Annotated in this window: 14 protein-coding genes, 1 other RNA gene and 1 riboswitch; of the genes, 4 read left to right on the top strand and 11 right to left on the bottom strand. The window is 30.1% G+C overall.

Features of this window, described 5'->3' with window-relative positions; all coding sequences use genetic code 11:
* Window positions 1-29: 29 nt before the first annotated feature.
* From budA to DMR38_RS03960, 4 genes are all read right to left on the bottom strand, one after another.
* Entirely contained in the window at window positions 30-749 is a 720-nt protein-coding gene (gene budA, locus DMR38_RS03975; protein ID WP_127720095.1) for an acetolactate decarboxylase, read from the bottom strand.
* A 173-nt stretch (window positions 750-922) separates the two neighbouring features.
* Complete coding sequence (locus DMR38_RS03970; RefSeq protein WP_127720094.1) at window positions 923-2,317, bottom strand: amino acid permease; 1,395 nt, start codon at window positions 2,315-2,317, stop codon at window positions 923-925.
* Window positions 2,318-2,457: 140 nt separating this feature from the next.
* Window positions 2,458-2,544, bottom strand: a riboswitch (glycine riboswitch).
* A gap of 259 nt (window positions 2,545-2,803) precedes the next feature.
* A complete protein-coding gene (locus DMR38_RS03965) occupies window positions 2,804-3,058 on the bottom strand; it encodes a DUF1653 domain-containing protein (protein WP_347562539.1) in 255 nt (84 codons plus the stop codon).
* A gap of 102 nt (window positions 3,059-3,160) precedes the next feature.
* Entirely contained in the window at window positions 3,161-3,922 is a 762-nt protein-coding gene (locus DMR38_RS03960) for a TSUP family transporter (RefSeq protein ID WP_127720093.1), read from the bottom strand.
* A 125-nt stretch (window positions 3,923-4,047) separates the two neighbouring features.
* Between DMR38_RS03960 and DMR38_RS03955 the strand changes: the two genes are divergently transcribed.
* From DMR38_RS03955 to DMR38_RS22480, 3 genes are all read left to right on the top strand, one after another.
* Window positions 4,048-4,980, top strand: a complete 933-nt coding sequence (locus DMR38_RS03955) for a LysR family transcriptional regulator (protein WP_243124432.1) — start codon at window positions 4,048-4,050, stop codon at window positions 4,978-4,980.
* 112 nt (window positions 4,981-5,092) lie between these two features.
* Entirely contained in the window at window positions 5,093-6,580 is a 1,488-nt protein-coding gene (locus DMR38_RS03950; RefSeq protein ID WP_127720091.1) for a pyridoxal-phosphate dependent enzyme, read from the top strand.
* A 57-nt stretch (window positions 6,581-6,637) separates the two neighbouring features.
* Window positions 6,638-6,766 carry a hypothetical protein gene (locus DMR38_RS22480; RefSeq protein WP_279230803.1) on the top strand — a complete coding sequence of 43 codons (129 nt, stop codon included), beginning with the start codon at window positions 6,638-6,640 and terminating at the stop codon, window positions 6,764-6,766.
* Window positions 6,767-6,826: 60 nt separating this feature from the next.
* On the opposite strand, the gene rnpB is transcribed toward DMR38_RS22480, so the two are convergent.
* The 7 genes from rnpB to dnaG all read right to left on the bottom strand — a co-directional run bounded on the left by rnpB (window position 6,827) and on the right by dnaG (window position 13,682).
* Window positions 6,827-7,172, bottom strand: an RNA gene (gene rnpB / locus DMR38_RS03945) — RNase P RNA component class A.
* A gap of 63 nt (window positions 7,173-7,235) precedes the next feature.
* Entirely contained in the window at window positions 7,236-7,949 is a 714-nt protein-coding gene (locus tag DMR38_RS03940) for a C4-type zinc ribbon domain-containing protein (RefSeq protein ID WP_127720090.1), read from the bottom strand.
* 121 nt (window positions 7,950-8,070) lie between these two features.
* The gene (locus tag DMR38_RS03935) at window positions 8,071-8,886 is read right to left on the bottom strand and encodes a Nif3-like dinuclear metal center hexameric protein (protein ID WP_127720089.1); all 816 of its coding nucleotides are present in this window, start codon (window positions 8,884-8,886) and stop codon (window positions 8,071-8,073) included.
* A complete protein-coding gene (locus tag DMR38_RS03930) occupies window positions 8,877-9,566 on the bottom strand; it encodes a class I SAM-dependent methyltransferase (RefSeq protein ID WP_127720088.1) in 690 nt (229 codons plus the stop codon). The genes DMR38_RS03935 and DMR38_RS03930 overlap by 10 nt, the downstream gene beginning before the upstream one ends.
* A gap of 80 nt (window positions 9,567-9,646) precedes the next feature.
* On the bottom strand, window positions 9,647-10,537 hold the full coding sequence (locus DMR38_RS03925) for a PH domain-containing protein (RefSeq protein WP_127720087.1): 891 nt from the start codon (window positions 10,535-10,537) through the stop codon (window positions 9,647-9,649).
* A 287-nt stretch (window positions 10,538-10,824) separates the two neighbouring features.
* Window positions 10,825-11,910, bottom strand: a complete 1,086-nt coding sequence (rpoD, locus tag DMR38_RS03920; RefSeq protein WP_127720086.1) for an RNA polymerase sigma factor RpoD — start codon at window positions 11,908-11,910, stop codon at window positions 10,825-10,827.
* Window positions 11,910-13,682 (bottom strand): DNA primase, encoded by a 1,773-nt coding sequence (dnaG, locus tag DMR38_RS03915; RefSeq protein ID WP_127720085.1) that lies wholly within the window; start codon window positions 13,680-13,682, stop codon window positions 11,910-11,912. Before dnaG ends, rpoD begins: the two co-directional genes overlap by 1 nt.
* A 402-nt stretch (window positions 13,683-14,084) precedes the next feature.
* Between dnaG and DMR38_RS03910 the strand changes: the two genes are divergently transcribed.
* Entirely contained in the window at window positions 14,085-15,122 is a 1,038-nt protein-coding gene (locus tag DMR38_RS03910; RefSeq protein WP_127720084.1) for a CotS family spore coat protein, read from the top strand.
* Window positions 15,123-15,130 lie beyond the last annotated feature (8 nt).

Raw genomic sequence — 15,130 nt, 5'->3', positions numbered from 1 at the left:
ACTGTCTAGTGTTTTTTTCTATCAATACTTTATTTTTCAACACTTGTTATCTCATCATTTCTATCTTGCACTTCCATATTATAGAAACTTTCATTTTTAGGAAGCTCCATTCTAAAGCAGGAACAGTTCTGTACATAAGCCTTTGCACTTTCAATAGAAAATTCGCTTATATGTCCACCAAATTTCTTATCTTTATTTATGAAATGAAAATGATATCCAGGGACATTAAGACCTTCAACATAATCTGGACATCTAAATCCAACCACATATCCATAAACATCATTATATTCAAACATAGGCTGATCTTTAACAACTTCAGCCATAGGCTTATAGGGCACATTCTGTTTTACAACAGTACGTGTTTTTACATAATTAAATTTACCCTCCATATAGAAAGCATAAAATATATTTTTGCTTTCTATAAAGCTGTCCAATTCTTTTCTTATATCTTCATAAGAAGTACAATTTTGAATATTATAAGTATTATAATTTTCCAATTCAGTGACTACAGCAAAAGGAACAGATACGTTTTGGGAACATACATATACACTGCCATCAGGTTTGGTTCTATAAAAAGTTCCATTTAAGAGAGTTAGTTCACCATCTAGACCTTTAAAAGTACCTATACCAAAGTTTCCTTTTTTAAGAAGTTTAGATAATGAAACACATCCATCATATAGTCCCGAAACAAGTGCATTTATTGTAGACATTTGATATATATGGTTTGGGACTTTCACCTCATCATCCATCTTACATTCACCTCTATGTCATTATATCATAGCAAATTCCTACTTTCTACTCTAAGAATCTATCACTACAATTAAACACACATTTGTTTAAACTAATTAGAGGGTTGACCAAATTTACAAATCTGAAAAATTTAAATTCATAACATTTAGAAATAAATTTCTTTACTGTTAACCTATGCTAAATTTCTTTTGGTCTCTTCTTCAGTTTTCTTTTTTGATTTAAATATCCTGTAAATCACCCCAAGCATTATAAACCATACAGGTGTTACAAATAGAGCTACACGAGTTTCATTATTAAGTGTTAATGTAACTATAACAAAAGCAAAGAATGCTAGAATTATATAGTTCATGATTGGATAAAGTGGCATTTTAAATTTGTTCTTGGCAGCAAGTTCAGGTTTAGTTTTACGATATTTCATGTGACAGATAACTATAATTGCCCAGATATATATGTAGCAAAATGTTGATATACTTGTAATTAGTACAAATACTTCACCTGGCATAATATAATTTAAAATAACTGCAATTAAGATAATGGCTGCAGAAAATATTGCAGCATTACAAGGTATATGATTAGAAGTTAACTTTTTCATTGACTCAGGTGCATTATTTTCTTTAGCAAGAGAGTAAACCATACGGCTTGTACTGAAAATACCACTGTTACAAGCAGATGCAGCTGACGTTAGTACAACAAAATTTACAATGCTTGCCGCTGCTGCAATTCCAACTGAAGCAAATACCTGTACAAATGGACTTTTAGCTGGATTGATTGAATTCCATGGATATATTCCCATAATAACAGCAAGTGCTCCTACATAGAAAATAATAATTCTAATTGGAATGTTATTAATAGCCCTTGGAATAACATGTTCTGGATTTTCAGTTTCACCAGCTGTTAAACCAACCAATTCAATTCCAGTGAAAGCAAATACAACCATTTGAAATGAAAGTATAAAACCATTTACCCCATTCGGTAACCAACCGCCGTGTCTCCAAAGGTTTGAAAAACTAGATGCACCAGCATTTGTAGAAAATCCTTTAATAATCATAAATGTACCAACTATAATAAGCGCCAAAATGGCAACAACTTTAATTAATGCAAACCAGAATTCCATTTCACCAAACAATTTTACTGCAGTAAGGTTCATAATTAGTAAAACTACAAGAACTATAAGGCTTGGCACCCATCTAGGTATATTCGGAATCCAGTATTGTACATAAAGTCCAGTGGCAGCTACATCGGCCATAGCAAGTGAAATCCAGCAGAACCAGTATGTCCATCCAGTAATGAATGCTGCTTCTTCTCCTAAATAATCGTACACAAACTCTACAAAAGAATGGTAGTTTAAATTAGAAAGCAATAATTCACCAAGGGCACGCATTACAAAAAATAAAATAATTCCTGTTATAGTATATGCAAATAAAATAGATGGACCAGCCAAGTGAATAGACCTGCCTGAACCAAGAAATAATCCAGTACCAATTGCACCTCCAATTGCAAGTAATTGGACATGACGGTTTTTTAGTCCTCTTGATAAATTTTGATTTTCTGATGTTAATTGATCCATTTTATCCCTCCACCTTAGCTAAAAAGCATGTACTAAAAATGCCTTTTCCTATATAAATATTTTGTGATTGGAGATACAAATGGGAATAGATAAGATCCAAATGAAGTAATTGATTATGTATTACTTTTTATAAGATATGTTACCTTTCCCCTGTCCTTTTACCTGAGAGTTTCGCCCTGCGACTTTCTCCTTCGGTGCTCAATAAGAGTCTCTCCAAGGATTCATCTAATAGCGGTCATCTCTATAATTAAATAGGTACCTGAAAGATTTACTTCTTCGGTGAATGGCAAAAGCCATAACTCTCCCACTATCTTCATCTGAATTATTAATTTTATTATATACTAATACATATTTAATAAAATTGCAACAACTTCTTCACTTTTAATAAATATAAATTACATTTATTCATAATTTTAAAAAGTATTTATACTAAAGTGACCATACTAAGTTAAAACTAAATAAAATTGGAGGAATGAAAATCCTTTTCTATTTAATTAATTCAAATCTCCATTTTTGGCTTATTTCAGGATACTTTTCATGATCTACTTCACTAACAAACATGTCTATTGGTCTTGCGAATACACCACAGTTACCGTAAAGAGCTTTATATATAACTAATTCTTCTTCTGTCTCAGTATGTGTTGCAAAATCTAATATTAAGTAATTTTTATTTTTGAAGTGTCTAACCATCTTTCCTTTATGATTTCGTAATTCTATTTTTCTTTTTTCTAATTCGTCCATATATTTCACACTCCCAAATACATATTAATAATCTTCTTTACTAACATCATTTACCCACTGCAACATCAGGTCAGATTACTTATCGTAGTTGCATAATTGATATTATAATTTTATGGATAATACCTCAACTAATATTTTAATAAAAAAAATCGTAAGTACAATTATAATTACAGGACGTACTATTTTTGATCCGCTTTTTGTAAAATAACCAGAGCCAATGTAATTTCCAGCAATACTAAATAAGCCTGCGACCAAACCCAAAACTAAAAATACTTTTGCATTTATAATAAATGTTACTAGACTAGCTATATTTGATGATAGATTTATAGCTTTTGTAATTCCTGCAGAAGTATTCATTTTCAAATTTGCAATGCTCGTCAATAATAGAAGTAAAAATGTTCCTGTTCCTGGGCCATAAAACCCATCATATATCCCTAAAAAAAATGCAATTAGCATACATATTATGTAAGTTTTATAATTAATTGATGCTTCCTGTTTATTATCTTCAAAATTATGCTTATGCAAAACATAAAATGCTGTTACAGGCAAAATGAATAACATTAAAATTTTGAAATAGAAGTCTTCTATTCTTAAGGAAATAAGAGCCCCAAGCGGTGACCCAATCAAAGCACAAACTGCACTACAAATTCCCAGTTTCAACTTTATATATCCATTTTTAGCATAGCGACATGTAGCTATAATTGTCCCCATACAAGAACTCATTTTATTTGTACCAATAGCAAAATGAACCGGAATACCTGAAATCATATATGCCGGAAGTGATATAAGTCCTCCTCCCCCTGCAATTGCATCTACAAAGCCCGCAATAAAAACTAGTGGGCATACTATAATATATGTAATCATTTCTAACCTCCCCATAAATTCATACAATATTGATATTACCAACTTTTTAATATATAATCAAATTTATATATTTTACTTATCATATAAATTAAATTTATATAGAGGTGAAAAATTTGTTTAAAAATATGAATTATGTTTACGAAGTATATAGGTCTGGCAGCTTCTCCAGGGCAGCAGAAAATTTATATATAACACAGCCTGCCTTAAGCATTGCAATCCGTAAATTGGAACACCAACTTGGACAACCTTTATTCGAAAGGGGAAAATTGCCTCTTAAATTAACAGATGCCGGACAAATGTATATTGAAAAGGTTGAAAAAATTATGGATATGGAAAAAGAATGTACTGATTATTTTCAGGAATTAAATGAATTAAAAGTAGGGAAAATTATAATCGGCGGAGCTATAATTTCTATGACATATTTGCTTCCTGAACTTATTGTAGAATTTTCTAAAAAATACCCTGGAATTAAAATTGCAGCAAAAGAAGCTTCACTCCCTATCTTAAAAAATATGCTTGCAGATGGTGCCATCGACTTGATTTTAGATACTGACTGGTTTGAAGAAGATGTTTTTTCTTCCATACCTTTATTTAGTAATCAGATTTTACTTGCTATTCCTACAAGCATTAAAATAAGTAAAAAAATTTTTAAATATGGCATGACCTCTGCTCAAATAAAAAACAATGAGCATCTTTTTGATAGTCAATCTGCAGTTGACTTATATGAGCTAAAAGATCTTCCATTTCTCTTATTAGAACCAACCAATGAAATTTTTAGAAGAACTGAAGCAATTTTTAATTATTATCAAATTACACCTTTTGTAAAAATGTCATTTAACCAACAGATGACTTCATTTGAATTTGCTTCAAAAGGTCTTGGAGCTGTTTTTATTTCAGATACGTTAGTTAAATATTCGCCAAATGCAGAAAATCTTCGCTTTTACAAACTAATTTGTCCTATGCCAAAACGAGGAGTTTCTATTGCCTATAACAAAAATCAATATCTTTCTAATGCCTCTAAAAAATTTATCGATTATACTATTAAATTTTATCAATGAATTTCTATGGTTATTTTTGACATATAATAAGAAATATTATATACTAAAGAATAGAATATGTTGACTAACTAGTTAGTCTAATTTTAACTTGTATAAATAGGAGGTAAAAAGGATGCATAAATTGATCGATTTAACAATCAATGAAGAACAATTGAAAAAAACAGCAGCTAGTGCCAAAGAAAAAAACATCATTATTCCAACACTAGCACAAATGAAAGATTCCAGCAAGGTGCCTGCAAAAATTAAAGCTAGATTAAAAGAAACAGGATTGTGGGATATAGATCCCATTAATTTATTTAGAATTTCCTGGTATAATGAGCCTGTAGCAAAAGGTGGTTTGTACAACAAATTACCAAACTACATTGAAATTCCTCCTGAAATTTCTGGTGTTAAAGCTAGAATTTTTGCTATGGCAGGAAAGTTCTTTCCAACAGGAGCTCACAAAGTTGGGGCAAGCTTTGCTTGTCTAGTTCCACGTTTAGTAACTGGTCAATTTGATCCTACTTACCATCAGGCAGTATGGCCTTCAACTGGTAACTTCTGCCGTGGGGGAGCTTATAACTCAGCATTACTAGGTTGCAGTTCAATCGCTATCTTACCGGAAAATATGAGTAAAGAGCGTTTTGATTGGCTTAAAAAAGTAGCTGGAGAAGTTATTGCTACCCCTGGTTCTGAAAGTAACGTAAAAGAAATCTATGATAAAACATGGGAACTAAGAAGAACAAGAGATAATGTTGTTATATTTAATCAGTTTGGTGAACTTGGTAATCATTTATGGCATTATGAAGTTACTGGCAGTGCCATGGAATCAGTTATTAAAGCTGAAGCTGGTGAAAAAGGAAAACTTGCTGGCGTATGTTTAACATCTGGATCAGCTGGAACTTTAGGCAGTGCAGACTATTTAAAGGATCAGTATCCAAACGCTAAATTTGCAGTTGGTGAGGCATTACAATGTCCTACTCTGCTTAACAATGGTTTTGGCGAACACAGAATTGAAGGTATTGGAGACAAACATGTACCATGGATTCATAATATAAGAAATACAGACATGGTCATTGCAATAGATGATAATGATAGTTTAGCTATGTTCCGTCTATTTAATGAACCTGCTGGACAAGAATATCTAAGGTCTGCAGGAGTTAAAGAAGATGTAATTAAAAAGCTTTCATGGGTTGGCATATCAGGTGCAGCAAATATACTTTCATGTATAAAATTTGCAAAATATTATGAATTAAATGAAAATGATATGGTAATAACCGTTCTTACTGATTCAGCAGAAATGTATCAATCGAGACTACAAGAAATGAGTGCTGAAAGAGGAAGAGATTATGAAGTTGTTGATGGTGCTATAGATCATAATAGAAATATTTTAGGCGTTAGAACTGATAGTATGGAAGAATTAACATATCAAAGTAAAAAGCGTATTCATAATCTTAAATACTATACATGGATTGAGCAACAGCAATATGATTTAGAAGAATTAAACGCACAATGGTATGATTATGATAATTATTGGGGTAAGCTGCACCAAATGGGACCAGAACTTGATAAATACATTGAGGCCTTTAATGAAAGAACTGGTTTAACAAAGAATCTATAATGCTTAGTAATAAAAGTTGTATGTTAAGGGAGGTATATTGTACATATCTCCCTTTTCTTGTTTCCTAAATTAACCATTGATAATAATCCTAAAGGCATTTCTACTACCGCAAATATATATTCCCATGTAAATAAAAAAATGCAAAAGCAGGCTACGGATAGCATTTCAAAATTGATTGATGGCTAATAGTATGGCAAGAGTATGGCAAAATAAAAAAGCACCAGGCACAAGCCTAGTGTTTTCTAGTGGGTAAGCAAATCTATAAGCCGAGTTCTGTATTAGACAATCATCTATCTAGGCCCATTGTTACCAGTGGGCTCAAGCGATACTACCCGAAAGCAAAGCGGGCCGCTTTTATATGCTTTCCTATTCGATCTTGCTTCAGATGGGGTTTACATAGCCGCAAAGTCACCAATGCGCTGGTGAGCTCTTACCTCGCCTTTCCAACCTTACCGAAATAAAATTTCGGCGGTATATTTCTGTTGCACTTTCCTTCAGGTCACCCTGACTGGGTGTTACCCAGCACCCTGCCCTATGAAGCCCGGACTTTCCTCTCCTGTATTTCTACAGCAGCGATTGTCTGACTTACTTACGAATTACATAATATCATAACTAATAAAATATTACAACAAAAATTTTAATTTTTTAATGTAACTTAGGCATTTGAATGGTTATAATGTACTATTCTACCGCAATTATCGCAATAAACTATATGCTTATTTTTTTTAATATCATCTACAGTAACAGCAGATACCTTCATTTTACACCCAGAACAGACTCCTTTTGAAATTACAGCAGCTCCTGTTCCCTTAATAGAACATAGTTCATTGAACTCATCCAAAAGTTTTTTAGGAATACGTTGCTCAAATGCCTTAATATTACCTTCTGCCTTAACTATATTCTCTTTAGCTCTAACTCTGTTTTCACTGCTACTTTCCTTACAATTATAAAATTTTTCTTTTAAATCCATTAACTTTTTTCTACTTTTAGACCTTTCTTTTGATGTATTCTCTTCTTCATACATAAGATTTAAACTATCTTCTTCCAGTTTCTTTATATCATTTTCTTTCAACTTAATAGACTTCTCCAGTGTTTCCATAAACTTTAAGTCATACTTCATGTCTCCATATAACTTATTCTCATCTATCTTTATATCCCCTTTTAGCTTACTTATTTTTTCTTCTAGTTCTTTTATATTCTCTTTTATCTTTCTAAATTCATTTTCTATATTTTTGTAATTTAGCTTTTCTGCATCAAATTCTTTTTTCATCTCTTTCAACAAGCTAACATTTAAATCTTCTTTTATATCTTTCTTATTCTTCTTTATAATCCCCATATTTTTCTGAATTTCAATAAGTAAATCTATCATATCTTCCTCCCATTAATTTAAATAAATTTTTTAAATATAATTCTAGAGTAAATGGAACCACACTGTGAAATACTTTCCATATTTATTTTAAAAAAAGTAGAAATGAATCTAATTTTCATTTCTACTTATATTTATACGGACTTTTATTTACTTTTGACAAAATTACATTATTCTCAAATCCTCTTACTTTTATTTCATTTCTTAGAAAATTAGCTACAATTTCCATAGCAGGCCATTCTGTTCCGAAATGTCCTGCATCAATTACAGCTATACCTTGTTCTTGAAAATCACTTACATAATGATAAGTAGTATCACCTGTAATAACACAATCTGCACCTAATACTTTAGCTGCATCAAAATAATCCTGACCACTTCCATTTATAAGGGCTACCTTATTTATAATTTTAAGTTCATTCCCTGAATATCTAACCGAAGAGATATTCAAACGTTTCTTTACCTCATTACAAAACCTAGCCAAAGTCATAGGTTCGGTAAGGCTTGCAATTCTTCCTATACCACAATCATTTTCACCATAATTCTTAATTCTAGAAGGCTCAATAACCTTATGATTGATAAGTCCAAGCTTTTCCATAATAATATCATTTATTCCACCTTTTACAGAATCAAGATTAGTATGACTTGAATATACATTTATATTGTTTCTTATTAACTCTATTATTTTTTTTCCTATTAGAGTATCAGTAGTTATGGTATATGGTCTTTTAAAAAGTAGTGGATGATGGGTAAATATAAGATTACAATCATTCCTTAAAGCTTCTTCTACTACTTCTAGTGTACAATCTAAAGCCACAAGTATAGATCTTACTTCGCATTTCATATTTCCTACCATAAGTCCTACATTATCATAGCTTTCTTTAAGTATGGAAGGTGCTCTTTTTTCCAATATATCATGTACATCCTGTACTCTTAAATACATTCTATCAACTCCTGCAGCTTCTTTATTTTATTACATAAATCTTCTTTTCTACTTCTCGCTAGCTCCGTATTGTCTTTTATATTTAAAATTATTTTATTATAGGATTGAATCTTACTTTTTATAAATTTTAAAAGAAGCTTATGCTTTTTATCTATCAAAGCCTTTCCCACTTCATAGAATATACTATCTACTTCTTGTTTTTCACTATCATATCTTACTTTTATTATCTCATAAAATCTGTTTTCGTCAATACATAATTCTTCATCTATTATTTTAAAACCACTTTTGTATATATATTCTCTAAGAACTTCAGAATTTCTCATAGGTTGAAGTATTAGAGCGTCTGACTTTTTAAATACCTCCATACCTGCAATAATTATATCCCTTATAAGATTACCTCCCATACCTGCAATTATCACATGCTGAGCTTCTCCAGGCTTTATAGGAGCAAGTCCACTACCAAGTCTTACATCTATTTTATTTTCCAATCCATGAAGTTTTATATTAAATTTGGCTTTTTCTACAGGACCTTTATTTATGTCTGAAGCTATAGCCCTTTTGCACACTTTACTTTCTACTAGATAAATAGGAACATATCCGTGATCTGTACCTATATCCGCTGCACATTCACAATTATCTACCATACTTGATACAGTTTTAAGCCTTAAACTAATTTCCATATAATTCTCCATTCCAAAATAATATTAGGCATTTTAAAATAAACAACTAGTCACTACTAGCTTATTTTCTTTCAAATGTCTTATCTAAATGTACAAAGTATTCTTATCTGCATAATTAAAAAAAATGCTGCTACCACTAACGCAGTATATATAAACTTATAAAAAACTTTTTTATCATATTTAGAAAAAATATATGCAGCATAATACATACAAAACAGCAGCCCCATATTCAAAAGTCCATATGTCATTTGTTTAAATGCAAACTGCTTTCCTGTTCCAAATTCTACAGCTATAAAATTGGGATTAAAGCTTAAAGGCATTCTATCCGGTAAGTTTCCATAAAGATACATGATTATAGGATTTAATGTAATCATTAGGACTGTAATTGCTGCAATTATAAATGGTACAAAAAATTTTGGTTCTTTTCTTAATTCAACACCCCTATTTAATTTATTTTCCCACTGTAAATTTTCTATACGTCTTTCTTTCATTTTTAATTCAAATTCTTGAAAGTTTTCCGGTGATATTCCATAAGTTATATCATCCGTCTTTAAGTATATAACATTTTTAGTTGAAGTAACAAACATATATGTTCTACCTACTTTATGAATAAACGACCTTCCTATGGCAAATTTATTTTTTCCATATCCTGATAGTTTTACTCCTTTAATGTATCCATTAGATTTTTGATACATTCTTATATCTTCAAAAGGAATTTTTTCATTCTTAAATTTAAACATACTGGTTATATACAAATTTTCTTCATCAATAGAGTATTTTAAAGTTCCACAAATTATAATATAATAAATTTGGTACGTATTTACAGCTATAAATGCTAGTTTAAAAAGATTAAATATTTCATAGGAATTTATAAAATTTATAAGAACTATCATAAATACATTGTATATAGCTGTTATGCCTGCTATAGCCCATACTCCTACTCCTTTTGCAGATTTATAAGTAGTTTTCATATTTGCTCACCTTCTTTATTAAACATTATATCATAAAGTTATCTGATAGCTAGCTACTGTTATTTCCCACTTCTATCAAATTGGAAAATAACAGTAGCTACGCCCCTAGATAATTCATCTAAAATTAGTGTGAGAAACAAAACTCTAAAGAGAAAGCAACTATCACCAACTCAAAGATTTGGGATATCTGCTTTTCCCATTAAGTAAGATTCATTGATATTCTACTCCTATTTGAAAGTTTGCAAATTAGTTTTCCAGACAAGTAAAAGCACCTTGGAAAGGGTGCCTTAATCTAAATAATCTTTCAATTTTTTACTTCTACTTGGATGCCTTAGCTTTCTAAGAGCCTTAGCCTCTATCTGCCTTATTCTCTCTCTAGTTACATTAAACTCTTTTCCAACCTCTTCTAGAGTTCTAGCTCTTCCGTCATCTAACCCAAACCTAAGTCTTAAAACTTTTTCTTCCCTTGGAGTTAATGTATCTAATACATTTATAAGCTGTTCCTTAAGCATCGTAAAAGCTGCTGCCTCCGCAGGTGCTGGTGCCTCATCATCTGGTATAAAGTCTCCAAGGTGACTGTCTTCCTCTTCTCCAATAGGGGTTTCAAGAGATACAGGTTCCTGTGCTATTTTCATAATCTCTCTTACTTTATCTACAGGCATCTCCATTATTTGAGCTACTTCTTCTGGATGAGGTTCTCTTCCAAGTTCTTGAAGCAACTGTCTTGAAACTCTTACAAGTTTATTTATGGTTTCTACCATATGAACAGGTATTCTTATTGTTCTTGCCTGATCTGCTATTGCCCTTGTAATTGCCTGCCTTATCCACCATGTAGCATAGGTACTAAATTTATATCCCTTTCTGTAGTCAAACTTTTCTACTGCCTTTATAAGTCCAAGATTTCCTTCTTGAATTAAATCTAAGAAAAGCATTCCTCTACCTACATATCTTTTAGCTATACTAACTACTAATCTCAAATTAGCTTCTGCTAACTTTTTCTTGGCAATTAGGTCTCCCTCTTCTATTCTTTTTGCAAGGGATATTTCTTCTTCTGGTAAAAGCAGTGGTACTTTTCCTATTTCTTTTAAATACATTCTTACAGGATCATCTATTGCAATTCCATCAGGAACCGATAAATCTAAAGTTTTCTCATTTGATTCTGTTTCATGTTCATCACCAGTTACTTCTATTCCCATGGATTCAAGGGCTTCATATATTTTTTCTATTTGCTCAGGACTTAAGTCCACCTCTTCTAATTCGTCCATTATTTCTTTATAAGTTAAGGTGCCATTTTTTTTACCTTTTTCTATGATTTTTTTAACTAGCTGTAGCTTTGCACTCTTACTTTTCATTTTATTGCCTCCTTTTACCATTACTGCATTTCACCAATCCTTTTTTGTATTTTAATTAATTCTTGTGCCAGTTTTAGAGATTCATTCAAATTTCCCTGAGCTTCACATTCTTTTATTCTATTTATAATGTGCTCCTTGGATTTTTCCAATCTATGTCTTTCTATTTTATCTATATAATTATCTATCATATCTTTATAATTGCTGTTGTCATATTCTATTTTAGTTTCCATAATGTTAACCCATTCTTTAGAAGTATCTACATCATGGCAATTTAACTCTATAATTTTTTTTCTTTTTTCTATATCATATTTCACATTTTCCACTATATAACTATATATTTTTTTATGACTTTCTAATATAATATTATCAACTTCTATTTTATCTAACGCATATTTAAACACTTCTTCATTTTCTAAAATAAGTTTCAAAAGAGCCCTCTCAGCCTTTAAATATGCTGGCTCTAAATATAATTTTTGTCCAAAAGCATCATCTATATTCACTTTTTCATTTTTTTTTACATTTTTTTGAATATTATCATTCAACATATCATATAGTACTTGATCTCTTATTCCCGTTTCTTCCGATATCTTTTTTATATATATTTCTCTTTCTATAGGATCTAATTGAGACAATATTTTTAGTGCTTTTTCTACATACTTTATAGTATCTTCAGAATTATTAAAATTCATGTTATTTTTTATACTTTGAATTCTATACTCTATAAGGGGAAGAGCTTTATCTACAAGTTCTAAAAAAGCATCTCTTCCATTATTTCTAATAAATTCATCAGGATCTTTTCCTTGTGGCACTACTAAAACCCTTATTTCCAATCCTACACTCTTTAGTATATCTAGGCCTCTAATCGTAGCTATTTGACCTGCTGCATCTGCATCATAAGATATTATAACTTTATCAACATACCTAGCCATAAGTTTTGCCTGATTTATAGTAAGAGCTGTACCTAGAGAAGCCACTGCATTAGTTATACCATACTGATGAAGAGATATACAGTCCATGTACCCTTCCACAATTATAAACATTCTAGAAGTATTATTTTTTATGGCAAAATTTAATCCATAGAGATTAATACCTTTTTTAAATAGATGAGTTTCTGGAGAATTTAAATATTTGGGTTTAGAATCATCTAATACTCTACCTCCAAATCCTATAACTTTTCCCCTAAAATCAAATACGGGAAAAATTATTCTGTTTCTAAATCTGTCATAGTAATTTCCCTTTTTACTTTTAATTATAAGTCCATCTGATAGCATATCCAGTTCAGTAAATCCTTTTTTCTTTAAGAAAATCAACATATCATTCCAACTGTCAACAGAATATCCAATGCCAAATTTATTCATGGTTTTTTCTGTTATTCCTCTATTTAACATGTAGGATTTAGCTATTTTATTTTTATTTAAACAATTATAAAAATATCTGGCAGCTTCTATGTTTAGTCTATAAAGTTTTTCATAAGTATTTTTTCTATTACTGTTTTTATCACCATTTTCATCCAGATCTATATTTGCTCGATCAGCCAAAATCTTCAATGCTTCGGGAAAAGTTAACTTTTTCAGTTTCATAACAAACGTTATTACATTCCCTGCCTCACCACAACCGAAACATTTATATATTTGCTTATCCACAGATACACTAAAAGATGGGGTCTTTTCTTGATGAAAAGGACATAATCCTAAATAATTTTTACCTGCCCTTTTTAACTTTACACTTTCAGATATGATATCTACTATATCACTTGCATCTTTTATTTTTTGAATGACATCTTCCGATATCACTAACGAATCCCCACCTATCTTAAATTATTATGTTCAAGAATAAATATATTCGACATAAATTACTATATTCCTTCTTCAAAAATAAATATTTTTTTTCTCAAATAAGGAATATACTATATATATTCTTTACAAAAATTAAATATCCTTCAATAAAAAAAATTTTTAATTTTAAAACTGCACAATTTTACTTATAAATATATAATATATAATATAATTCTGTAACTTTACTGTAAATGCTATATATTTATTTCTATTTTACCCACATACTAGTAAAAATTATTCTTCTCTATATGGGAAATTTGTTATATTGTATTTTGTGAAATTTCTTTTTTTAAGAATAATGTATATTATAAAAAGTATCTTAATATTATTATAGAGGAACAACTTTTGAGGAGTTTTTGTATGGATTTGTTATCTGAAAAAACTGTAAAAAAATATGTACTTCCCTATTACAATATGAATAATGCATCTATAGATAGAATCAAATTTAAAAATACAGATAAACAGAGGGCAGTATATAAAATAAGTCATCTAAATAAAAATTACTGTTTAAAGAAAGTATATTTCGATGAGGCAAATTTACTTTTTGTATATTCTGCCATAGAATGGCTTTTTAGAAATAACATTAGAGTTCCTAGAATATTGCCTACAATTTATGGAGGTCGATATGTAAAATATAACGATATGCTTTTTATGCTTACTCCCTGGATAACGGGTACTAAATGCAATTATAACATTAAAGATCATCTTTTAGCGTCCATCTCTAATTTAGCTAAAATGCATAAAGTAAGCAAAAACTTCACCCCCATTAAAGGTAGTATTGAAAGAATTAATTTTGAAAAAACATATATATCCTTTGAAAAACATTTTAAGCAACTGTTAAACTGCTCAAATTTAGCAGTTAAATATAAAGATAAATTCTCACAATTGTTTCTACAATATTTTGAAATCAACCTTATGCTATCACAAATGTCCACTAGAATATCTTCTTCTATAAACTATGATAATTTAAATACCTGCCTATGCCATCTAGATTACGTAAATAAAAATATAATATTTGATGATAACAATAAAATTTGGATAATAGATTTTGATAAATGCAGCACAGACTATTGTGCCCATGATATCTCCTATTTCTTAAGAAGATTTCTAAAGCGAAATTCTACTAATTGGCAGCTAGATATAACATTAGAATGTTTAAATTTATACGAAAAAACTTTGCCATTAACATTGGATGATTATAAATATATAATATCTTATTTAGCTTTTCCTCAAAAATTTTGGAAAATATCTAGAGATTATTACAAAAACATATCAAAATGTAATCATAATTCTTTTTACTATTTACTAAAAAAGTGTTCTAATAATATTAATCAGCTTAAATTTATTATAAGTTTGGGGAAATACGTAGAAAAAAAATTTCATACTATTATTATTTAATAGTATGA

It is taken from the genome of Clostridium sp. AWRP (assembly GCF_004006395.2).
Classification (GTDB): domain Bacteria; phylum Bacillota; class Clostridia; order Clostridiales; family Clostridiaceae; genus Clostridium_B.
Note: the sequence above shows the minus strand (reverse complement) of the source record. Positions and strands in the feature narration are given on the sequence as shown.